17 protein-coding genes are annotated in these 23,837 nt (G+C 50.9%); 5 read left to right on the plus strand and 12 right to left on the minus strand.

Features of this window, described 5'->3' with window-relative positions:
• Positions 1–69 precede the first annotated feature (69 nt).
• The 3 genes from ACR9FF_RS24280 to ACR9FF_RS24290 all read left to right on the plus strand — a co-directional run bounded on the left by ACR9FF_RS24280 (position 70) and on the right by ACR9FF_RS24290 (position 3,700).
• Positions 70–1,485: an NAD-dependent malic enzyme gene (locus tag ACR9FF_RS24280; protein ID WP_127491570.1), complete on the plus strand. Its 1,416-nt coding sequence runs from the start codon at positions 70–72 to the stop codon at positions 1,483–1,485.
• Between the two features lie 137 nt (positions 1,486–1,622).
• Positions 1,623–2,819, plus strand: coding sequence for an acyltransferase (locus tag ACR9FF_RS24285; protein WP_201007892.1), 1,197 nt, complete (start codon positions 1,623–1,625; stop codon positions 2,817–2,819).
• A gap of 29 nt (positions 2,820–2,848) precedes the next feature.
• Positions 2,849–3,700: a polysaccharide deacetylase family protein gene (locus ACR9FF_RS24290; protein ID WP_248762452.1), complete on the plus strand. Its 852-nt coding sequence runs from the start codon at positions 2,849–2,851 to the stop codon at positions 3,698–3,700.
• Between the two features lie 61 nt (positions 3,701–3,761).
• Here the strand turns inward: ACR9FF_RS24290 and ACR9FF_RS24295 are convergent, their stop codons facing one another.
• From ACR9FF_RS24295 to ACR9FF_RS24310, 4 genes are all read right to left on the minus strand, one after another.
• Complete coding sequence (locus tag ACR9FF_RS24295; RefSeq protein ID WP_435165637.1) at positions 3,762–4,658, minus strand: cation diffusion facilitator family transporter; 897 nt, start codon at positions 4,656–4,658, stop codon at positions 3,762–3,764.
• Positions 4,659–4,793: 135 nt separating this feature from the next.
• On the minus strand, positions 4,794–6,413 hold the full coding sequence (locus ACR9FF_RS24300) for an ABC-F family ATP-binding cassette domain-containing protein (RefSeq protein WP_127491578.1): 1,620 nt from the start codon (positions 6,411–6,413) through the stop codon (positions 4,794–4,796).
• 360 nt (positions 6,414–6,773) lie between these two features.
• Complete coding sequence (locus ACR9FF_RS24305; RefSeq protein ID WP_127491580.1) at positions 6,774–7,844, minus strand: Gfo/Idh/MocA family protein; 1,071 nt, start codon at positions 7,842–7,844, stop codon at positions 6,774–6,776.
• 113 nt (positions 7,845–7,957) lie between these two features.
• The gene (locus tag ACR9FF_RS24310) at positions 7,958–8,935 is read right to left on the minus strand and encodes an MBL fold metallo-hydrolase (RefSeq protein WP_435165642.1); all 978 of its coding nucleotides are present in this window, start codon (positions 8,933–8,935) and stop codon (positions 7,958–7,960) included.
• A gap of 154 nt (positions 8,936–9,089) precedes the next feature.
• Between ACR9FF_RS24310 and ACR9FF_RS24315 the strand changes: the two genes are divergently transcribed.
• A complete protein-coding gene (locus ACR9FF_RS24315; RefSeq protein ID WP_248761528.1) occupies positions 9,090–10,238 on the plus strand; it encodes a virulence factor in 1,149 nt (382 codons plus the stop codon).
• 244 nt (positions 10,239–10,482) lie between these two features.
• On the opposite strand, the gene ACR9FF_RS24320 is transcribed toward ACR9FF_RS24315, so the two are convergent.
• Positions 10,483–11,625: a transglutaminase domain-containing protein gene (locus tag ACR9FF_RS24320; RefSeq protein WP_435165645.1), complete on the minus strand. Its 1,143-nt coding sequence runs from the start codon at positions 11,623–11,625 to the stop codon at positions 10,483–10,485.
• A 482-nt stretch (positions 11,626–12,107) separates the two neighbouring features.
• On the opposite strand from ACR9FF_RS24320, the gene ACR9FF_RS24325 reads away from it, so the two are divergent.
• A complete protein-coding gene (locus tag ACR9FF_RS24325) occupies positions 12,108–14,015 on the plus strand; it encodes an LTA synthase family protein (RefSeq protein ID WP_435165648.1) in 1,908 nt (635 codons plus the stop codon).
• A gap of 55 nt (positions 14,016–14,070) precedes the next feature.
• On the opposite strand, the gene ACR9FF_RS24330 is transcribed toward ACR9FF_RS24325, so the two are convergent.
• From ACR9FF_RS24330 to ACR9FF_RS24360, 7 genes are all read right to left on the minus strand, one after another.
• A complete protein-coding gene (locus tag ACR9FF_RS24330; protein ID WP_435165651.1) occupies positions 14,071–15,828 on the minus strand; it encodes a glycoside hydrolase family 2 protein in 1,758 nt (585 codons plus the stop codon).
• Positions 15,829–15,883: 55 nt separating this feature from the next.
• Positions 15,884–18,307, minus strand: a complete 2,424-nt coding sequence (locus ACR9FF_RS24335) for a glycoside hydrolase family 43 protein (protein WP_435165654.1) — start codon at positions 18,305–18,307, stop codon at positions 15,884–15,886.
• Positions 18,308–18,311: 4 nt separating this feature from the next.
• Positions 18,312–19,151: a carbohydrate ABC transporter permease gene (locus tag ACR9FF_RS24340; protein ID WP_127491594.1), complete on the minus strand. Its 840-nt coding sequence runs from the start codon at positions 19,149–19,151 to the stop codon at positions 18,312–18,314.
• Positions 19,152–19,165: 14 nt separating this feature from the next.
• A complete protein-coding gene (locus tag ACR9FF_RS24345; protein ID WP_127491596.1) occupies positions 19,166–20,059 on the minus strand; it encodes a carbohydrate ABC transporter permease in 894 nt (297 codons plus the stop codon).
• Between the two features lie 93 nt (positions 20,060–20,152).
• Positions 20,153–21,562 (minus strand): ABC transporter substrate-binding protein, encoded by a 1,410-nt coding sequence (locus tag ACR9FF_RS24350; RefSeq protein WP_201007884.1) that lies wholly within the window; start codon positions 21,560–21,562, stop codon positions 20,153–20,155.
• 282 nt (positions 21,563–21,844) lie between these two features.
• Positions 21,845–22,768, minus strand: coding sequence for an ArsR/SmtB family transcription factor (locus ACR9FF_RS24355; RefSeq protein ID WP_127491600.1), 924 nt, complete (start codon positions 22,766–22,768; stop codon positions 21,845–21,847).
• Between the two features lie 132 nt (positions 22,769–22,900).
• Positions 22,901–23,773: a LysR family transcriptional regulator gene (locus ACR9FF_RS24360; protein ID WP_435165660.1), complete on the minus strand. Its 873-nt coding sequence runs from the start codon at positions 23,771–23,773 to the stop codon at positions 22,901–22,903.
• Between the last annotated feature and the right edge of the window lie 64 nt (positions 23,774–23,837).

Here is a 23,837-nt window from a genome sequence, read left to right on the forward strand (position 1 = left end):
TTTCCGGTTATTGTTATTATAGAGAAGGATACGTATATCGCAGTCGAATAGCAAAGGGAGAGGATTAAGATGAAGGAACGGAGCATGGACGGAAAAACAATCATACTGCGTCTCGAGATCGATACCCAGCAGGCGTATTTCGGCAAAGCCGTCTCCGCGATTGAAGCGGCAGGCGGCGATATTGTAGCCATTGACGTCATTCAAACCGACAAGCAGGTCAGCATACGGGACTTGACGGTGAAAATTACGGAAGCCGGCGCAGCCGAGCGGCTGCAAGCCGCGCTTCAGAGCGTGCCGGGCATTCGCCTCCGGCATGTGTCAGACCGAACTTTTCTATTGCATCTTGGCGGAAAAATAACGATACAGCCCAAAACCCCCATCCAAAACCGGGATGATTTATCCCGCGTGTATACTCCGGATGTCGCGAGGGTGTGCCAAGCCATTGAGGCTGATCCGAAAAAGGCATTCACCCTCACCATCAAACGCAATACGGTTGCCGTCGTCTCCGACGGAAGCGCAGTGCTTGGCCTCGGCAATATCGGCCCTTATGCGGCAATGCCCGTTATGGAAGGCAAAGCGATGCTGTTCAAGCAGTTCGCGGACGTGGACGCCTTCCCAATCTGTCTCGATACTCAGGATACCGAGCAGATTATTGCGTCGATCAAGCATCTCGCCCCTGCCTTCGGCGGAATTAATCTGGAGGATATATCGGCGCCCCGCTGCTTCGAGATTGAACGCAGGCTTAGGGACGAGCTCGATATTCCGGTCTTCCATGACGATCAGCACGGGACGGCCGTCGTCCTGTACGCAGGGCTTCTGAACGCTCTCAAGCTGACGAAACGAAAAATCGAAGATACGCGGTTTGTCATTTGCGGAATCGGGGCTGCAGGAACGGCATGCACAAAAATGCTGCTGGCCGGCGGCGCCAAGCATATCGTAGGGGTTGACCGCGAAGGGATTCTGACGGCAGACAAAACCTACAGCCATCCGATGTGGCAATGGTACGCTCAGAATACCAATGAGGCAAGAATCAGCGGAGGGCTAACAGAAGCGCTTGCCAATGCCGATGTATTTATAGGGGTATCCGCCGGCGGCATCCTGACCCGGGAGCATATTCAATCGATGGCACCCGAGCCTATTGTGTTCGCCATGGCAAATCCCGAACCCGAGATTCGGCCGGAGCTGGCCGAAGATATCGTAGCTGTCATGGCTACGGGAAGAAGCGACTATCCGAACCAGATTAACAACGTCCTCTGTTTTCCGGGCATTTTCCGGGGGGCGCTGGACAGCCGCGCGGTCACGATCAATGAGCAGATGAAGCTTGCCGCAGCCGAAGCGATCGCCTCCGTCATCAACGAGGATGAGCTGAGCAGGTTCTATATTATTCCAAGCGTATTTAATGCAAGAGTGGTTGAAGAGGTTCGCAAAAGAGTGATTCAAGCTGCGCAGGACAGCGGAGCAGCCCGCAGAAGACCAAGAGAATAAATAAAGGAAAATAACAAAATTTGTCTTAATCTCAATTGGGAGATTAAGACAAATTGTTGTGTATGCCTGTTCGTTTATACTATAATAACTAGGTTAATAGGTTAATAGCTTAGAACCTAAGGAAGGATGTATAACGAATGGCTACGGCTTCACCAACCCTGCAGAAAAGGGACAATATTCCCCAGCTGCTACTCGTACGGGCAATGGCTATTATAGGCGTCCTGTCCGTCCATTCCACTTCGTTTGCCACCGTGGCTATGGTGGATTCGAACTACTTTTTTCTTTACAACTTCTTCAATATTTTCATGAAGATAGGAACGACAACCTTTATTTTCCTAAGCAGCTTTGTCCTCTTCTACAATTATTATACGCGGCCGTTGGACAAGCAGCTGCTCGGAAGCTTTTATAAGAAACGGTTGTTGTACATTATAATTCCGTATTTGGTCTTCTCTTTGTTTTATTTTACGGTGCTGCATTACCTTTATTATCCGGATCGGTCTCTATCAACGGAAATTCATAATTTTATCGATAAAGTACTTACCGGCAAGGCCTATACGCATTTATATTTCGTGTATATAAACATACAGTTCTATCTGATGTTTCCGTTGTTCCTGTGGCTGATGAAAAAATATCCGCGCACGATCAAATGGGCCATTCCCGCGGGGATTGCCATTCAATGGGCGTTCTTTATTATCAATAAACACGTGCTTCCAGACCCCGGCGTTCCTAACCGCGGCAGCTGGTCGTTCTCTTATTTCTCTTATTATCTGCTTGGCGCTGCTCTTGGGATTTATTATCCGAAAATCAAAGAATGGATTATTATGGCAAGGAAGCATGCAACAAACGCTCGCGTCGTAACGTGGGTTGCCTTGTGGGCACTGTGGATCGCGGCGGGCTTGGCCCATGTGTATTTGTATTACGAGACCAGGCTGCACCTGAAATCGTTCAACACTACATTGTTCGATCTGGTGTGGAATATTCATGGGGTGCTGACGGCGCTGGTTTTATTGCAACTTTCGTTTATATTGTCCAAGAAACTGCCGAATGTCCTGACCAAGGTTATCGCAAGACTTGGCGCTTTATCGTTTGGCGTATACCTGATTCATCCATTCTTCCTGCTTCTCTACCGGGAACACCCGCTTCATACGGGTACGGCATGGCTGCTTCATCTTTGGTATCTCGGCGGCTTCGCGCTTGCCCTGACCGCATCCTGGTTCGTGGTTGGTTTCTTCGCCCGTTATGTTCCATTTAACTGGATCGCTTTCGGCAATCTGCCAAAGCCCAAAAAACGGCCTTCTCAGCCGGTTATGCCGGAAAGACAGCTGGACGCGTAATACATCCGTAGGAGGAATAAGTTGTGAGAATGAAAGTGATTGCTGCACTCCTCGTCATCGCCATTGCGATCACTTGGCCGGTGTCCAAATACCAGCTAGAGGCTTCCGCCAACAAACCAGCTCATTACAAGAACAAAGTTATCGTCCTTATGTATCATCATATCGATGAGAAAGAAAGCGGAGCGACGATCTCGCCCAGCCGATTCGGCACGCATATGAAGCTTCTGAAGGAGAACGGCTACAATGTCATCAGCATTGAGCAGTTCGAGGATTTCATGCAGCACAAAGCGAAAGTACCGGATAACGCCGTTGTTATTACCTTTGACGACGGGTACGAAAGCTTTGACCAATATGCGGTTCCCATTTTGAAAAAATATAATTTCCCGGCTACGCACTTCGTTATCGGCTCGAGCAGCGACCATCAGAATGTGCACACGAAGCATCTGACTTGGGATACGATGCGCAAGCTAAAAGGCGAAGGCTTCAGCTTCTATAGTCATACTTACAACCAGCATGACTATGCCCCGCTTGATAAAAAGGGCAAGAAAAAGGGCCCTATGCTGAGCAATCCGATTTACCTTCCGGACAAAGGCCGCGTGGAGACGAAGAAGGAATACATGGCGCGCGTTGAAGCGGATGCCCAGCTGATGGAAAAAAGGCTGAAGGAAGAGCTGAATAATACGCGTCAGATGCTCGCTTTCCCGTATGGCGCTTTCAGCCCGACGGCAAAACAGCTTGAGAAAAATGCAGGCGTTACCTTATTCTTCACCGTGCATCCCGGCATTAACCGACCGGGGTCAGACGAAGCATTCCGACTGAATGCCGGAACTCCTGCACTCTCGGGCAACAAATTCCTCGAGATGCTGAAGAAATACGGATAACTGATTAGGAATAGCCCTACAGCAAATAACCTTAGCCGCACTGGCTAAGGTTATTTATTTATTAATGCAGAGCACCGGAACCGGGATAGGGCTCTTCATGCGGCTCCACATGAACATGGACGCTCATGATGTTATGTTTGCCTTCCATCCGCTGCTCGATCTCATCGCTGATCCGATGACTTTCAATAAGCGTCAGACCGGGATCCACCTGCACAATTACATCGATGAGCACATTGCTTCCGTGTACGCGGGCCTTTATGTCCTTAATGGATTTGACGCCTTTAGTCCCCTCTATCGTGGAACGCAGCGTCATCAGCTCGTTGGCATCAAAGCCATCCGTCAAGGCATGGGTTGAGCTGTAGAAAATATCCCAGGCTGTCTTGCATATGATGGCGCCTACCGCAAGCGCGGCTACCGGATCCAGCCAAGGCAGGCCAAACTGAGCGCCTATAATCCCGATTGCCGCACCGATGCTGACAAGCGTGTCGGATAAATTATCTTTTGCCGCCGCATGCAAAGCCTGATTATTGATCCGGTTAGCAAGCCTGCGGTTATAGAGGTATACGGCCCCCATACAGGCTGCCGCAAACAAAGCAACCCATGCCGAGGTCAGCGAAGGCACGGTCTGCTCACCCGAGAATAAAGAACGTACCGTGTTGATGATCACCTGCAGACCAACCGTCGCCATAATGAACGAAGCAATAAGCGCCGCAATCGTCTCTGCCCGGAAATGTCCGTAAGGATGATCCTTGTCGGGCGGCTTCTGAGAGATGCGAAGACCAATCAGTACAGCAACCGAAGCGATAATATCCGTCAGGTTATTAAAGCCGTCCGCAACGAGCGCCCCAGAGGCAAACCAATAGCCTGCGCCTAGCTTGATAGCCGACAGCCCGATATAAGCCCCGATGCTGATCAAGGCTCCTTTCTCGCCCTGCTTGATCTCTTCATACTGATTCATGACAGCAATCAAACCTCCCCTATCCAAGCGATTCCATTAGGGCCTAAAGAAACAGTGTTTACCCTATGCGTGCTTTTATGCATGCATACAAAAAAAGAGCCGTACAGTCAGGACTGTACAGCTCTCTCTATACGATTAAACCGCGTACATACGCTCGCGAAGGGCTTTAATCTCATCGCTCTCGAGGTACTCGTCGTAAGTCATCATTCTGTCGATCAAGCCGTTAGGCGTAATCTCCATGATTCTGTTCGCAATAGTTTGCACGAACTGATGGTCATGCGAGGTAAACAGAACCGTGCAGTCCGTTTCCGTCAGACCATTGTTAAGCGCCGTAATGGACTCGAGGTCCAAGTGGTTCGTAGGCTCATCGAGGATAAACACGTTTGCGCCGCTCAGCATGATTTTGGAAAGCATGCAGCGTACTTTCTCGCCACCGGACAAAACGGATGCTTTCTTCATCGCATCGTCGCCGGAGAAGAGCATACGGCCCAGGAAGCCGCGAATAAACGTCTCGTCCGGATCCTTGGAGTATTGGCGAAGCCATTCCACGAGGTTCAGCTCCACGCCGTCGAAGTAAGGCGCGTTGTCTTTCGGGAAGTAGCCTTGCGTTGTCGTAACGCCCCATTGATACGTGCCGGAATCTGCTTCCAGCTCGCCCATGAGAAGTTGGAACAATACCGTCTTCGGCAGGCCGTTAGGGCCAACGAAAGCGATTTTGTCGCCTTTGTTTACGGCAATCGTCAAGTTATCGATCACTTTCTCGCCGTCGATTGTCTTCGTCAGACCTTCAACAAGCAGCAAGGATTTGCCCGCTTCGCGTTCGCCCTTGAATTGAATGAACGGATATTTGCGGTTCGACGGACGAATGTCGTCGAGCGTAATTTTATCCAGCAATTTTTTACGGGAGGTCGCTTGCTTGGACTTCGATTTATTCGCACTGAAGCGTTGGACAAACGCTTGAAGTTCTTTAATCTTGTCTTCTTTCTTCTTGTTCTCGCTGCGTTGAAGCGCGAGAGCCAGCTGAGAAGACTCGTACCAGAAGTCGTAGTTGCCCACGTACATCTGGATTTTGCCAAAGTCGATGTCCGCAATATGCGTACATACGGTGTTCAGGAAGTGACGGTCATGGCTGACAACCACAACGGTGCCTTCATAACCGGACAGGAAATCTTCCAGCCAACGGATCGATTCGATGTCCAAATGGTTGGTAGGCTCGTCGAGGAGAAGGATGTTCGGCTCGCCGAACAACGCTTGCGCGAGCAGGACGCGGACTTTCTCGTTGCCGCCCAGCTCAGACATTTTCTTATCATGCAGATCCGGAGTGATGCCAAGACCGTTCAGCATCTCAGCCGCTTGCGATTCCGCTTCCCAGCCGTTCATGTCGGCGAATTCGGCTTCCAGCTCGCCTGCGCGCATGCCGTCTTCGTCGGTGAAGTCGGCTTTCGCGTAGAGGGCATCCTTCTCTTTCATCACGTCATACAGCTTCTTGTGGCCCATAATAACCGTTTCGAGGACGTTGAACTCGTCGTATTCGAAATGGTTCTGCTTGAGTACCGCAAGACGTTCGCCCGGGGTAATGTGAACTTCGCCGCTGGACTGTTCAACCTCGCCGGACAAAATTTTCAGAAACGTCGATTTACCGGCGCCGTTTGCGCCAATCAAGCCATAGCAGTTGCCAGGCGTAAATTTAATATTTACATCTTCGAACAATGGCTTCTTACCGTAGCGAAGCGTTATGCCGCTAGTACTAATCATTGTATTTAATCCCGTCCTTCTTTTCCAACTCAATTTATCTCGAACCATTATACCACAGTCTGAACGTTCAATTACACCCAATGGGAAAAGATAATAGTAGGTTAAATGGCAAACTGCGCATTCAAATGTTCTTCCGATCGCCATTACTCGAGAATTCCTTTGAATAATTTAGCTTTATTTGTTTGAATCCTCGAGCAAAAGCGAACGCTTAAAAGCTTTCTGCAGGAAAGCCTCTTCGGAAGCATAAGCTCTGCTTCTCCAGAATCATTTGTAATGCTCCGCTTGCATTTAACCTGATAACGAAAAAAACAATAAAAGCGGCCGTGTAATACAAACACGGCCGCACATTCATTCAACTTATTAATCCCAGTTCAGCTTCACTTCGTTGCCGGTACGGGACGATTCGTAAATAGCGTCCAAAATGCGGCTGTTGGTATAGCCCGAAAGCGCGGAGGATATCGGCTCCTTGCCTTCGTTAACGCATTCCACGAAATGCTTGCTCAGCAGCACGCGGTCTTCTTCGCCTTCAAGCGGCTCAATGTTCGACTCGACGATATCGTCGCCTTCATGGGTTACGAATTTGCCGTCGCTGCCAACAAGCGCCGCGCCGCCTTCCTTGCCCATCAGGTGGATAAACGGATCCTGGCTCATGCCCGCCGCATGCGCGGCCCAGCTTACGTCAAGCGACAGCGTTGCGCCGTTATCGAACTTGATCAGCGCCGTTGCAAGATCCTCAACATCATAGTAGCCGTCCCAGTTCGGAGTACCCCAAGTGCCGATGCCGCGGCGTTCCGGACCAAATTCGGCATAAGTGGAGCCGTATACGGATACCGGCTTTGGATTGCCCATCAGATAAAGCGACAGATCCAGCATATGAACGCCGATGTCGATCAGCGGTCCGCCGCCGGCCATATCCTTGCGGGTAAACCAGGAGCCCCAGCCCGGGATGCCTTTTTTGCGCACCCAGCCGGTTTTTACGTTATAGATACGGCCAAGATCGCCGTTTTCAACACGCGCTTTAATCGCGCGGTTAATGCCGGTCCAGCGCATTTGCTGCGCCATCATGAGCACTTTGCCCGAAGCCTTCTGCGCTTCGTAGATCGTGCGGGCCGCCTCGGCATCAATCGCCATCGGTTTCTCGAGCAAGACATGCTTGCCCTGCTTTAAAGCTTCAATGGCGAGCGGTGCATGGAACTGGTTCGGAACGCCGATAACGACGGCATCGATCTCCGGATCCTCCAGCAAGGCCTGCGGGTTCTCGTGAACCGTCTTTACGCCGAACTCCTCTGCTCTTTGCGCGGCAAGCGGCAAATAAGCATCGGTAATCGCGGCAACGTATACCGATTCCGCTCCAACCTTCGCGAATGTTTCCAAGTGGACCTTGCCGATAGCCCCTGCTCCAATTATGCCAAGACGAATAGGCTGACTCATGTTCTCTAGTTTCCTCCTAAAATGAATTATCACCGTAATGGCGATATTCAATTGCAACAATATATCCCTAAGTATAGCTCTCCTGCCGAGGAGAGTCACTGTGCTTATTTGGCTTACTCTTGTTCTCGTTTGTTATTTTCCCGGCTTGGGCAGCGCCAAGTCTCGCCGTGAAGGAGAATTCGGACACGTTGTTCATCCAGCCCGATCCGTTCCCGTTCGTTAGCCAGCCGGTCAAGAGCTTCGCGCGGCGTATCGTCGGCAAGCTTGAACGCCCCGTAATGCATCGGCACAAACCATTTGGCTCCCGTATCCTCAAACGCCTGCAGCGCCTCCTCCGGCGTCACGTGCTGTGGTCCCATGAACCATTCCGGCTCGTACGCGCCAATCGGCATTAAAGCCACATCGATATCGAATCGGCTGCCGATTTCCCTGAACCCGGAGAAATAACCGCTGTCACCGGCAAAATAGATCGTTGGCTCCAAGGAATTCTTGTCGGCCGGCTCCATCACCCAGCCGCCCCAATGGGAGCTGTTCATGTCCCATAGATTGCGGCGGGTCCAATGCTGGGAAGGCACAAAGGTAATGCGGATGCCGTCAATAACAACCGACTCCCACCAGTGCAGCTCCCTCACATTCGTGAATCCCTTCAGCCTGAGCTTCGTGCGGAGCCCTGCCGGAACCAGCAGCAGCTTGCTGCCCTGAAGACGCCGAAGCGATTGGATATGAAGATGATCGTAATGGGAATGAGAGATAAGGATAATATCAACCGGGGGTACATCCTCGATGGGCAGCCCCGGTGGTGCCAGTCTTCTTTGAAAAGCCATTTGTCCGGCCCATACGGGATCCGTGATCATATTTTTTCCGGCAAGCTGAATAAAGAAGGTGGAATGCCCAACCCATGTCAAAGACGGCTTTGCCCGATTTTCATGCAAAAAGGAAAGATCCGGCTCAACGCTCGGAATGGAATAAGAATAATCCTTCGTTTTTATTTTACGGAGACGCTCCTGGCGCCATCGTTGCAAATGCTTGATGGAATTTTGCAGCTGTACCGGCTCGCTGTTCGTAAATTTCGTAAATTTATTCTGCTTCAACCGTACATCCCTCCTGATTGTCTTGCCCTGTTATTTAAAGATACCAACTTGGGAATGTCCAATCAACCGCTGCGGAGCTGTATTCGCGTAAGCTGTTTTTTTCATGTACACTATGATTATAAGCTCAAGTTAGTGAACGGGAGGCATAATGAAAATGAAACTTATTTCAATAGAACCAACCCCAAGTCCAAATTCCATGAAGCTGAACGTGGATGAATCGCTACCGCGCGGCATCAGACAATCCTATACGAAAAAAGAAATCGAGTCCGCACCGGAGCCGCTGAAGGCGCTCCTCGCAATTGAAGGCGTGCGGAGCATCTTCCGCACGGCCGACTTTATCGCGCTGGACCGCGTGTCTAACGCGGACTGGGCGCGTATTCTCGCCGATGCGAGAGCGCTGCTGCAAGGCGGCAATGACGGAGACGCCGCAGCGGGAGCCGCGCTTGCGGCCGAGAGCTACGGCGAGGCGCATGTGCTTGTGCAGATGTACCGCGGCATTCCGATACAGGTACGCGTGAAAAACGGCGAACGCGAAGCCCGCTCCGCGCTGCCTCAGAAATTTACCGATGCCGTAACCGAAGCAGCCGGCGCTTCGATGATCCGCGAACGGAAGCTGGAGGAATTCGGCGTTCGTTACGGCGAGCTCGAAGAGATTGCCGCCGAGATCGTGAAGGAACTGGAAGCCGCTTATACGCCTGACCGGCTGAAAGAGCTCATCTCGGCAGCCCAGGCATTAGGTCCCGGCGAAGAATCCGCTGCTCCGGCTAGGCCGGCACCGCTGTCCGGCGAAGAAATCGCCGAGCGCTTCGAGTCGCCGGAATGGCAGGTCCGCTACGCCGCGCTGGAGCGGATGGCCCCGGAGCCTGAGCTGCTGCCGCTGATTGCCAAAGCACTGCATGACGAGAACATGTCGATCCGCCGTCTTGCCGTCGTTTATCTTGGCGATCTGCGCACGCCGGAAGCCATGCCTTACCTGTTCGAGGCGCTGCGCGACAAGTCCGTCTCCGTACGCCGTACAGCCGGCGATACGTTGTCCGATTGGGGCGATCCGGCCGCAACCGGCCCGATGATTGAAGCGCTTCGCGATCCGAACAAGCTTGTCCGCTGGCGCGCTGCGCGCTTCCTGTACGAAGCCGGCGACGAGAGCGCCGTGGAAGCGCTGCGCGAGGCAGCGAAGGACGCCGAGTTCGAGATCCAGCTGCAAGCGCAGATCGCGCTGGAGCGGATCGAGCGAGGTGAGGAAGCGGCCGGCTCGGTATGGCAGCAGATGACAGCCGCCAGAAGGAGCGAGCAGCAGCAATAAGAGCAAACGTAGACCGTATTTGAGCCTCAGCTCGGAAGCGAAGCTGCATTGTATCTATTGCAGCATAATGGAACAATTTCATGCGATAAGCGGATTTAAGTTGCAGAAAGTACAATATATTACCTCAAATTCATCCTTTTTAAGCCAATCCGGGCTATATATACTGCTGATATCGCAATGGTGTCGCAAAAAAAGAGCATTCGCTTGATCGCAAGCGAATGCTCTTTCTTATTGTTTAGGCTTCTTATTGATAATCCAGCTGGACCTGCACAAGCATCGAACCGTCATTGCCGTACGGCTCGTAACGGGCCGAATAGCGAACGGATACGTGCGCTACCTTAAAGGCCGTCGGCAGATCGGTCGCAAGCTGCGAGCCATGCACATAACGGAACTTCATGCCCGTCTGCTGCTCCATCACGGCCTCGCGGATTTCCTGCTCCAGCTCTACCAGGCTCGCTACCGTATTTTCCGGCTCCGTCCAGTGCAGGCCAAGATCGGTAATGAGCTTAGCGTAGACATCCGCCTTCCCGCTGTCCGTGCTCCGCAGGTTGTTAAGCTCGCTGCCATAGGAATGGTTCGCCGTTGGATAAGTTTTGACCCACTGATGATCGACGCGCATCTCGTCATCCGTCTTCAAGTAATAGTTATAGCTGAGACGGGACTCGGTCTGCTGCGTGCCGGCTTGCTTCACAACCGGATCATCCCAGGTCAAATCGAGATGATACCAATTGCCGCCGAGCTGCACCATATTCCAAGCATGATCGCCGGTCTTGACTTTGCCTTCGGCAATAAGAACAGGAATTCCGACAGCTTTTAGCATTTTATAAGCAAGCAGCGAATAACCTTGACATACAGCGGTTCCCGTTGTGAGAGCATCGTAAGCGGTGTAATGCTTCAACGTCTCGTCATACTGCAGTCTATTGACAATCCAGTCGTGGATCGCCTTCACCTTCTCGTGCTCGTTCATCTGCGGGGTAATGATCTGCTTGATCGCTTGGCTGACCGTTGCGTCAACGGCAGCGGTCTGGTCCGTCGTCTCGCGGTATCTGGCCTCCAGCTTGATGGTGGACAGATTACCCCAGCTGCGGATGGTATAAAGATAGGAGTCAAGAATATACGCGGTGTAATCATCCTGCGCCAGCGCAAGATTAATCGTATTTTGCAAGCCGTCGGAAAGCTTGTGCTTGTCTCCTTTATATTGAAGCGTAAAATGCTCGGATCTGCTTTGAAATTGCGATGCCAGCTCATCCTCGAGCTGATCGATCGTACCGCCTCCGCCGCTTGACGCGGAAGCGAAAACAGAGAACAGATCGGATTTCATATTTAAACCGATGGCAACGGCAAGCAAGGCTGCTACTGTCGCTATTTTCCAACCTGTTTTTCGCATAGGTACCTCCCGCTTCGGGAATATTAGTTTCTTTCCTTATTTTATGCGATTCCCAATCGTGATAAACACTACAGTACCTAAAATATAAAGGATATGAATCTATCTCCATCATAACGCTATTTTCCGCTATGGCAAGATAAGATTTCATTGTCGAACAGGAAGCGAAAAAATAAAGCCAGCCTATGCAAATGCTGGCTTTACGTTTCGGTCATCTTGCTTTTCGTTCTCTTAATGAATTATAGTAATAAAGTAAATAATAGAGACTTCGTACACCCGTGCTCGGAGGTTATTGCTTTGATGCTTTCCCGTCAAACACCCCCGCAGCACTTTTTCGTCTGCTGGCATGCATGAACGTACGATTTTGAACAACCCTATTACTAATCCCGCAAGTCGCGAGCTGCAATCGGTACATACGGGGGCAGCCGTTCATATTATACAGCTTACCCCTGGTAATTAACTGAATGAAAGGGAGACGATTCGTTTTGACTAACGGATATCGGTGGAAAGCGCTGCTGAACAAGCCTTTTGTTGTCTTTTCCATCATCATGATTCTAAAAATGCTCCTCGTCTGGATCATCGTATTCGATGGCGGCACGGGAGATATCGTAAAAATGCTGTTAACCGGCATTTCATCAATCGGATTTATTTTCTGCCTTATCGAGGCCTTTGCTTACAGGAAGAAGTTTATGACTTACCTGATCCTCGACCTTATTTTAACCGGTATATATTTTGCGGTTATTATGTATTACAAATATTTCGGCGTTATCGTTACTTATCATGAGCTGCGCCAGGTGAACCAGGTTGGCGAAGTAAACAGCAGCGTCTTCTCGCTGATGGATCCTTACTTCCTGTTTATCTTCACGGATATCGTGTTCCTGTTCATCATGGTTGCCAGCAGCAAGCGATTCCGCGCATGGAGCCGGACCTTGTCGGTTAAAGGAAAAAGAAGCTGGTTTGTGGCTGGACAAGTGCTTGCGGTTGCCGCATGCGCGACTGCCATTATTCCTTACCGCCAGGACATGAACGAATTCCAGCAAGCGAAAAACATGGGGATTCTGAACTACGAAATTTATGCGACGTTTGCTCCTTCCAAGGACTTGCCGATTAACGCGGAGGAAGTAACCCCGGCTATGGTCGAGCAGGAAAAAGGAAGCGCTCAGCCCGCGCAGCCTGCTTATTGGGAAGCTGCTAAAGGCAAAAACGTTATTGTTATACAGCTTGAGGCCTTCCAGAATTTCCTCATTAACTTGAAAATCGACGGCAAAGAAATTACGCCGAATATGAATAAGCTGGCCGCGGATCACTTCTACTTCCCGCATTTCTTCCAGCAAGTAGGTCAAGGCAATACGGCGGATGCCGAGTTTGTCGTGAACACATCGCTTTACGTGCCGCCTAACGGCGCGGCTTCCGAGGTGTATGCTGACAAGGAGCTGCCAAGCATGCCGAAGGCCTTTGCCGCTAACGGCTACCAGACAGCAACCTTCCATACGAACAACGTTATGTTCTGGAACCGCGACCAGCTGTATAAGGCGCTTGGCTGGGGCAAATATTATGATGACCGGTTCTTTGGCAAGGAGGATCCCGTTGCTTTTGGTCCTTCCGACGAAGTTCTGTACGCGAAGACGGCCGACGAGCTTGCGCGCATGCAGCAGACCGGCCAGCCGTTCTACGTTCAGCTGATTTCCATGTCCGGCCATCATCCGTTCCGCATTCCGGAAAGCAAATACAAGATGGAACTGCCGGACCGCTATAAAAACACGCTTGTCGGCGACTACATTGAAGCCCAGAACTACGCGGATTACGCGCTTGGCCAATTGATCGACGAGCTGAAGAAGAACGGCGTCTGGGATAACAGCGTAATCGTCCTGTACGGCGATCATCAAGGACTGCCGATTTACTCCCTGAACAACAACGAGAAGAAGCTGATGAAGGAAATTTACGGCCGTGACTATACGCTGCCGGATATGATGAATATCCCGCTGATTATGTCCGTGCCGAATCAAACTCCTCAAGTCTTCCCTCAGGTTGGCGGACAATCGGATATTTTCCCGACCATCTCGAACTTGATTGGCGTCTTGCTTAAAGATCAGGTCCACTTCGGACAGGATCTGCTGAACCATACAAGCAACATCTTGCCTGAACGTTACTATCTCCCTACCGGTTCGTTCATTACGGATAAAGGCGCGTTTGTGCCAGGCTCGGGTTACGCGGACGGCATCACCTATCCGATCTCGGGCGGTCCGGTCACAACTCCGCAGGATACGGAGGACACCTTCACGAGAGCTCACCGACTGATCAGCATGTCGGATGAATATGTCGCTTCGCTGCCGGAATGGAACAAGAAGGTTACGCCGGCTGACGATACGAAGCAGGTTGCTTCTGCAAAATAACAGGTTAAACGAAAAATAGCGAAGCAGGAGTTTCCTGCTTCGCTATTTTTTATGGTTACATCAGATTCACTTCGCGGATCTTCTCGATCGGAAGCTTTGGCTTGCGGTCCGCCGTAAGCACTCCGTTCACTTCCTGCTGCACGTCCGTAATTTGCGTATAGCAGTAGCCAACGATATAATCTCTGTCCTTAATCGCTTGATGGATATTGCGGAAGCGGTTCAGGAACGCCTCATCCGACGCAACCTGGTTGCCGTAACCCCAGCCTGCTTCCGTCTGGAAGGCGATGCCGCCAAATTCGCTGACGATGACCGGCTGCCCTTGATATTCGTAACCATCCGCAAAAGCATACTTCCAATGGTTAAACGAAATCTCGTTATTCAGAATTTCGTCTTTATTGCTGTAACGCTTCTCGAACTCTTCCTTCGTCTCCACGTAGTCATGAAGAGTCAGAATATCGGACACGGTATGCTCCCAGCCGTCATTCGTAATAACCGGACGGTAGGGGTCAAAGCTTTTGGTCAAATGATAGATGGCTTCGGTAAACTTCTGCTGCTTCATGTCCTTCTTAATATTCATGACGCCCCAGGATTCGTTGAAAGGAACCCAAGTAATGATGGACGGGTGATTGTATTGCTGGCGCACAACCTCCATCCATTCGTTCGTAAACTTATGAACGGCGTTATCGTTAAATTCGAAGGTTGCGGCCATCTCGGACCAGACGAGCAGGCCTTTCACGTCGCACCAGTACAGGAATCGCGCATCCTCCACCTTCATATGCTTGCGGACGCCGTTGTAGCCCATCTCCAGAATAAGATCGATATCCTCAATCAGCGCTTCTTCCGACGGGGGCGTCAGATGACTATCCGGCCAGTAGCCTTGATCCAGAATAAGACGTTGATAGAGCGGCGCGTTGTTGAGCAGGATGCGGCCCTTTTCGATCGAGATTTTTCTCATGCCGAAGTACGAATACACGTGGTCCAGCTTGGTATCGCCCTTGTACAAAATAAACTCCACGTCATACAGATTCGGATGCTGCGGCGACCACATGCTATGCTTCCACGGACCGTTCGCCTCGTGAACGAGGTCGGCATCCAGCTGCAGCCAAGGACGGTCTACCGTCAGGCTCATCCGCTTCACCTGCTTACCCTTCAAGCTAATGACGGTCTCCACGCGGATATCCGAAGCCGAGTAATCGCCTTCTACCTGATATTCGAAACGAACGGAGCGGTTGTCGATATCCGGCGTAATCTTGACGGCATCCACGCGGACGGGAGCGACAAACTCCATCCATACCGATTGCCAGATCCCTGTCGTCTGCACGTAGAAGCATTCGAAATTATCCTTCACCCAGCGCTGCTTGCCGCGCGGCTGCGTTGCGTCCATGCTGTCCTCTACCTTAACGGTCAGCTGGTTCTCCCCGCCAACGGCGATATAAGGCGTAATGTCGAAGGAAAAAGCCGCATAGCCGCCTTGATGGGAGCCGACGTAAGTACCGTTAATCCATACCTTCGCGACATAGTCGACAGCCTGGAAATGCAGAAGCACTTTCGAGCCCTCTGCTTCGGCCGGAATATCCAGCGTACGGTTGTACCAGACATAAGGATGATGGCTTTCGTCGTTAATACCGCTCGCCGGCGTTTCGTAAGTAAAAGGCACGTTAATCTTCAAATCGCTGCTGAATACAGCCGGCAAATTCGCTTCGCCCGTATTGGCATCATCAAACGCAAAGTTCCATTCGCCGTTCAAATCGACCCATTGCTCGCGGACGAATTGCGGACGGGGGTAGTTTTTGATATACATTTTTGTTGTCATGCGTGTTCCCTGCTTCCTGTAACGCTTATGTGCTGCGTTTAATTATGGATGAATGTTATGATTTCGTATTGACCGTGATATGACTGAATTGCCAGTCCGAAGAGCTTGCGCGAAGTCCGATCCTTCCATGCAGGAAGGCATTCCGGTCCGTCCAGGACAGAACGGGCTCGTCATTGTCCCCGTCGAATACCTCTATGCTTGGTCCCTTCAGCTTAATCCGGATCCGGTGGGCTTTACCGTTCCCCAGCTCCAGCACGCCGGAGGTAAGCTCCTGATTCACTTCGTAGCTGACTTTCTTCAGGATGATTCTGCCGTTGCGGAAGGTAAGCTCGTATCCGATAAAAGAATCGGCAACCTGATCGCGAAACGAGGATTCCATCGTTGTCCGCAGCAGAATAGATGCCTCGTCTTCGGCTGCTTCGGCCTGTGTGACGTCCACACCAACCTCCATGTCCGTCCAGCGGGCATCCCCGCCGAAAATCATCGAATTATCGCCAGCCAGCTGCAGCCCTACGGTACCGCCGTCTTCCTGCCAATACCCAAAGGTTGAGTCCGGGTCAAAAGCAACCTGCTGCTCTGCTTCAGGCGCTGCCGCCTCGCTTGTTTCGATGAACCGGATGTCCGGATTTCCTTTTCCTTTGGAAAGCGTCAGCCACTGCAGGCCTTGCTTTAACGAGTACGTTCCTAGCGGAACCTTCATCCATTCCGAAGAATCGTCTTCGGTAACGAACAGCTCCGGCTTAAGCTTTACGGACCGCTTTACGCCGCCCGCTTCAACCTCAAGCGTAGAACCCGCGGAAGCATCCGATACCATCGCAGCCAGCATATAGTCCCCGTCCGAACGGACGTATATCGGGAAAGCTAGCTCCGCGGCTTTGCCGATCAGTTCGGACGAGTAGCTACCGTCAGGCGTTCCTTCATGATGAAGAGTGACTTCATTATTATCGGACGCTGCGGCATGTGCGGCTTCCATCGTGCCGGGCACCTGCTTGATCATTTTGTTGTCGCTGCTGCCGCCCGCTTCATTCGAGAATGCCGTGTACTGCAGCTCCGGCTTCAGGCCTCCCGTCCAGGCGTAACCGATTTGGCCGGCTTTTGCCGCGAGCCCCGCATTATCGATGAGCAGAAGTCCATCCCAATACGCTCTTGTTCCGCTTTGGTCCGCTTCCACCCGAACGGTATGCAGCTTGGAGAAGTCCATGCCCTCAGGCAAAGAGGCCTTCTGGATTTCTTTATCCGCCGCCGCATCCCTTAACGAAATGGAATGGTCTGACGGATTGATCCGAATGCTGCGATAATCATCCGCGCTTGCATAAGAGAAGATCGTCTCCAATTCACCGCTCTCGCTGCCAAGCGCTACGTTGTATTCCGCCGTAAACCGATCCCCGGTTGGCATCGTAGTCACCCAGGCCGCATCCGCCCCGGAGATTTCGGCAGATTGCCATTTATCCGCGCTTGGACTGCCGCCAAGCGGATCGCGGAACGCCGGAAGCGCGGGAGCCGGAACCGGAGCATCATGCGTTGGGCCAAGCACCGTCATTTTATCTCCGTTAAACGTCAGACGATCCATGTTAAGCTTCCTTACCGGAGGTCCTTCGGCCGAGCTGCCGACCAGATTGTGATAGACGATATAATAGGAATCCATGTCCGGGCCAAGCACCGTTGCGCTATGTCCAAGTCCGTTAAAATCCTTGTCCGTCGAGATGATAAGCGGATTATTCTCGGGAATCGTATACAAGCCCGTCGGCGACTCATGCCCTACCGCGTAATTAACGCGATAACCCTTGGAGAATACGTGATTGCCGGTATACGTAATAAAATATCTGCCTTCCCGCTTAATAATCATCGAGCCTTCCGTCCAATGTCCCAATGACGTGTTCAGCTTATCGCCTGCTTCGATCGTATAAGGATCGCTCATGCTGCTGGCCATAATGCCGCCGGATTCCGCATGGGTGAAATACCATTTGGCGTCATCGTCGATAAAGACGGAGCCGTCAATCGTCAGGCCGAGATTATCGGTTTTTACCTTGAACGGTCCCGTGGGACTGTCGCTTTGCAGCACGTAATGCCCTTTGCCCGCGGGAGACGTATACATATAGAAGGAACCGTTCCAATACACCACCTCCGGCGCATAAGCGCCTTCGCTTACCGGCTCCTCCGTTACCAGCCCTTCGTAGCTCCAATTCACCAGATCGTCGGAGCTCCACGCTTTTATGCCAACCCGCCAGTCCTTCGTGCTGCAGTACAAATAATATTTGCCGTTGTGGCGCAGCACGTAAGGATCGCCGATGCCGTAATCCTCCCATTCCTGGTCCAGCGTCATCGGATTCTGATAGGTCCGGTCCATCGTAATAGCCTCTCTTGCTTGTCCCTGCTCATCCTGCTTTTGCGTAAGCAACCATATCCCCCCTCCGCCTGCTGCGAGTACGACCGCGATGCCAATGCCGATCAAGGACCGTTTCATTTGCCATCCGCTCATGCCTTTACCCCTTAATACCGCTGATCGCCATCGATTCGATGAAGTAACGCTGCGCCATAAAGAACACGATAACAACCGGCACAAGCGCAACAATCGACGCCGCCATCAGGGACGGGTAATTCGAGGTGGAAATATAGTTGGACTGCATGCTTGCGATAAGCACTTGAATCGTTTGGCGTTCTGGCGTATGCAGGTAAATGAGCGGACCCATAAAATCATTCCAGATGCCCATAAAACCAAGCGCTGCTTGCGCGGCAATCGCCGGCTTCGCAATCGGAAGCGCAACGGTCGTAAAGGTGCGGAAATAGCCGCAGCCGTCGATTTTGGCCGCATCGATCAGATCATTCGGTATAGAGCCCTGCATAAACTGCCGGAAGAAGAAGATCGTTACGATATTGCCGAACAGGCCCGGAACGATAAGCGGCGCAAGCGTATCCACCCACCCAAGCTCCGAAAAGCCGATATATTGCGGGATCATAACAACCGAATAAGGAATCATCATGGTGCCAAGCAGCGCCATAAAGATCCATTCCTTGAACGGAAACTCGAACTTGGAGAATGCGTAAGCGGCCATTGCTGCCACAAACAAACCGACAGTCAGCACGCACACGACAACGATTGCGCTGTTCATGAATCCGTATAATAGGGGCGCCTTCGACCAGACATCCTTATAGTTGAGCCAAGTGAGCGGTTCCGGAATCCATTGCGGTGGCACGTCGAACACATGCTGCTGCGTTTTTAATGAAGTCGACACTGTCCATACGAGCGGGCCCAGCATAATAACGGATCCCGCAAGCAGCAGCACGAATATTAAGGTATTGATAAGACGGCGTTGATTAGCCATTGCTTAAAGGCCTCCTAATCCTGGTACACCCACCGCTTGGACAAGCGGAACTGTACCAACGTAATGATGAATATAAGGATGCCAAGCACCCAGGCAACCGAACTTGCGTAACCCATGTTGAAATATTTGAACGCTTCTTGGAAAATGTAGTACACGATTGTCGCGCCGCTGTATTCGGGTCCGCCGTCTGCAGCCAGAATGTACATTTGGCTAAAGGACTGGAACGTTCCGATAATGCCCATAACGACAACATAGAAGTGAATCGGCGACAAAAGCGGAAGCGTAATATGCCTGAATTGATGCCAACGGGTAGCCCCGTCAACTTCTGCTGCTTCGTAATAGGAAGATGAAATGCCTTGGAGACCGGCCAGATACAACACCATCGTACCCCCTACGCCGCCCCATAATCCCATAATAATGAAGGATGGTTTTACCCAATTCGGATCGCCCAGCCAATTCGGGCCTTGCGTTCCGAAGACTTTCCAAATAAACTCGTTAACCAGGCCGTAATCATAATTAAGCATCCACTGCCATAAGAGGGATACCGCAATAATCGGCGAGATGACGGGAATGTAATAAATCGTCCGGAAAATCGAGATGCCTGCCAGCTTGCGGTTCATCATAATAGCCAGAATCATCGAGATGACCATGCCTAGCGGAATGCCGAGCAGCAGGAAGAAGGTGTTGTATAGCGACTTATAAAATTTCTCGTCATTAAACATATAATGAAAATTATCGAAGCCGACAATTTTCGAAGGGGTTAACATATCCCAGGTCATAAAGCTGAGACCAAACGAAGTTAAGAGCGGCGCCAGTCCAAAGATCAGAAATCCAAGCACGGGCGGCGTGACAAATATGAGGGACCAGATAATTTCCTTGCGCCGGTATCCGGTAATTGTTTTCTTCATTAATAATCCTCCCTGGCCGAAGATGAGAGGGGCAAAGACACATCGCTTCATGCGATTGTCTTTCCCCCGCGTACTCCAGCAAGTTCAACCTGCTTACTTGTTGCCTTCGTCGTACAGTTTTTGAAGCTTCGGCTGCTCCGCTTTCACGAAGTCGGCCGCGCTTTGCTTGCCGGTCCAGACCGCGCTTGCGTCCTGCCAGAACGTATCCAGCCATTTTGTGTTTTTCGAGCTGTTTTCAATTGGAGGACGGCCGTAATCGGAGATAATATCAAGGAATACTTGGCGGCTCTCCGGTTTTTTGTCCATTTGCATAAATTCGCCTTTAGCCATATCCATCAGGTTCGGAACCGCTTGGCCAAGCTGATAGTTTTGTCTTTGCGAGTCTTGGTCAAGGCTGAGGTATGCCGCAAGACGGAAGGCGTCATCAGGGAACTCGGTTTTAGCCGATACGACAAAGCCAAGCGATCCAAGCCATGTTGCGGTTTTGCCTGTATTCGGGCTAGCTGGCCATGCCGCGATATCCCAGTTGAAAGGCAGATCCCAGAAGCCCGGTTGATCCCATGGGCCCATCGGGAACATCGCCACTTTACCCGCTACGAAACGCGAATAACCGTTTTGCGCTTTTTCATCATCCTTGGAAGGACTTACTTTGTTAACAAGGCTAAGGTCAGCTACAAATTGCATGGCTTGCGCAAACTCAGGAGTATCAATCGTGATCTTGCCATTGCCGTCTGTCCAGTCTCCTCCGTTTGCCCATACGGCAGATTCGGTGGAGTATGCGGCAACGCCAAAGGTATCGATCTTGCCGCGTTCATTAGCAACCGTCAGCTTCTTCGCGTCGGCAATCATATCGTCCCACGTGTATTCGCCGGCTTTTGCGCTAGGATAAGGAAGACCGGCTTTGTCGAACAGATCTTTGTTATAAGCAAGCGCCCAAGGGCCAACGTCTTTCGGAAGACCGTAGATGTCGCCTTTGCCGGAAGTTGTACCGTCATAACGGTAGCGGTCCAGAGCAGCAGGCCATACGTTGCTTTGATCAACCAGACTGCTTGTGTCCAGCAACTTCTGAAGGTTCATCAGCACGCCGCTGCTTACGAGCTTGTTGAAGTTCGCGCCGCCTGCGTAGAACACATCCGGTGTTTTCTTAGCCGCGATCAGAGTATCGAGCTTTTGGTAATACTCGCCTGGAGGTACAACCGTGTATTTTACCTTTTTGTTCGGATACTTCTTCATATAAGCATCAATCAGCTTTTGGAAGACGGCTTTCTCCGTGTCTCCGCCCCAGCCCATAAATTCGATGCTCGATTTCGCGTCGGCTCCGGCATCCGTTCCTTCTGCCGCCGCTCCCGTATTCGAAGATTCCTGTGCTGCCGCGTTGCTGTTGTTCTTGCCGTTATTGGAGCTTTCCTTGCTGCCGCCGTTATTGGAGCTGCAGCCTGCTAGTACGATAATGAGACAAAGCATTGCAGCCATCCAAATTTTACCGCTTCTCCATTTCGCCATCTGTTACTTCCCCCTTCATAATGAATGAACGATATGATTCCCTGCGCTTAAAACAAATAAGCCATGACCCTTATGTACAGTTCAAACGACCCCCGCTAGCGTTCCTTCCATAGGCTCGTGCATACCGACATATTTTTTATTTTGTTTCAACTTATTTGTTTATAAACAAAATATACATGCGACATATCGTAATGTCAACGCTTTCTTTCAATAAAACTGTATCATTCAACAAAAAAGTTCCAGATGCTTTTTTGCTAACAAAACATCTGGAACAATTGGACGCTATTCGTATTGCATGCGCATAATTATTCCCTGCGCGTAATCGCCAAACGATTTGCCAAACAAATTCATGCCGCCCTGATGCTTGGCATCCGGCTTGAGTCCGATCCGGAATGTAATAAACGGCTTCTGGTCCATCTGCAGATCCCGAAGCGTTGTCGAGGAGCTTTTCTCGTTATCGATGGTGCTGCGGCTTTCTTCGATCGCCCAGGTTTTGAGCAGTCCGTGCTGGGTGCTGGAGTCATTCCACCAAGGCGGATTGAGCTTGCCCCGGTGGTCGCCGAAATCGCCGGGCGAAATCCAGGAGCCAATCTCCCTATCATTTACCCATACCGTAATTTCGGAAGGCCAATCGTTATTATAGTTCGGCGCTTCCGAGCATAGCTCAAGAGAGAACTCGAGCGATTTCACCTTAGCGCCCGCCGGCAGCTTCTTTGGAAACCGGTATTCGATCCAGCCCTTGCGGAACCAGATAATCTCGGCCGTCCGGCTGTCCGGATGATAGAAGTTTTCCGGTTCATCCTCAATAAAGAGCATGCCGGTCGTATTCGCCATCCCGCAGGTTGGCTGGATGTCGAAGTTAATGAAATGGCCGATCGGCATTTCGACTTCTACCGCCTTGCTCGTATTATGATAGTAAGCAATCGGATTAAGGATCATGCGCACATCGTCGAAATTCCGGCTGCACACCTTCATGGCCCCGCGCGATGCAGGCTGAAGCTCGGTCAGAATAAGCTCTGCCTCTTCGAGCACCTTCACATTGGTAGCCGCCGTGGAGACTGGAATATCGAGTGCTTCCGCAATTTCAATAATATTCAGGTTTGGCTTGGCAAGCAGCAGCTTTATGATGCCGATTCTGGTATGTGTACTAAGAGCATGCGCAACCTTTACGAGACGATCGGGCTCGTCTATCGTTAATTCTAACAACGCAAAGTCCCTTCTTCCTCTGTATCGATTATGTTTCTTACAATCAGATTAGCGCCATTTGAAATTTTTGTCTAGTTTATTTGTAACAAAATATAATTTTGTTTTTGTTTCAGATTTTGTGTAACTATAAGTTTATCGGGACGCCATCCAAGTTCTAATCCATTCCATCAACTTTCTTGCTGCCGGGGAGACATTCTTAAAAGACCTTGCGGCAAGGCCAATATGGCGGAAATGCTCGCTTTCCAGCGGACGGCAGCAGACGTTGTCCGGAAGATGCGTCAATATCATTTCGGGAAGAATGCTGATCCCAAGATTGCTTTGCACCATTGCAATGATGGCATGGTCATCCTCCAACTCGTATTTAATTTGCGGCTTGCATTTGTTCTGCGAAAAGATTCGTTGTACATCCGTGTCGCAGCCTGCAACCGGCATAATAAAAGGCTCCTCCATAATCAGCTCCAAGCTGACAGCCTTCCGATGACTGAAAGGATGCCCGGCATTCATTACGCACATCATCCTATCCTGATGAAGCGGTACTACATCAAATGCTTTGCGGGCTGGGAGATTAACAAAGCCAAAATCGGCCGATCCATTCGCGATCCACTCCTCGATCTCATCATAGTTGCCGTCCAGCAGCTTCACTTCGATTTGAGGATACAGATTCTGAAATTGCTTCATGATTTGCGGCAGCCATTGTATTGAAACGCTAGTGAAGGTCGCGATCTTAACCGTTCCGATCTCGATTCCTTTTATAGCGGCTACCTCTTGGTTCAAAATATCATTCGCGCGAAGAATTTCTCTGATCGGATGGATCAGACGTTCACCGTTGTTCGTAAGCTGAATTCCCGCCCTGTTTCTTATAAGCAGACTCAAGCCAAGCTCGTTCTCCAAGCTGGAAACCGCGTGACTGATCGCCGATTGCGTCAGATTCAAGAGCTCCCCCGCCTTTGTTAAACTTCCCACCTCAACGACCTTGCTAAAAATCCGGTACTTTTCTATATTCATCGTTGTCCCGCCTTAAATGAAACTCTTTCATGTTTAGCATTATTATCATTCATTTTATTTATCT

The organism is Paenibacillus glycanilyticus (assembly GCF_051200795.1).
Classification (GTDB): domain Bacteria; phylum Bacillota; class Bacilli; order Paenibacillales; family Paenibacillaceae; genus Pristimantibacillus; species Pristimantibacillus glycanilyticus.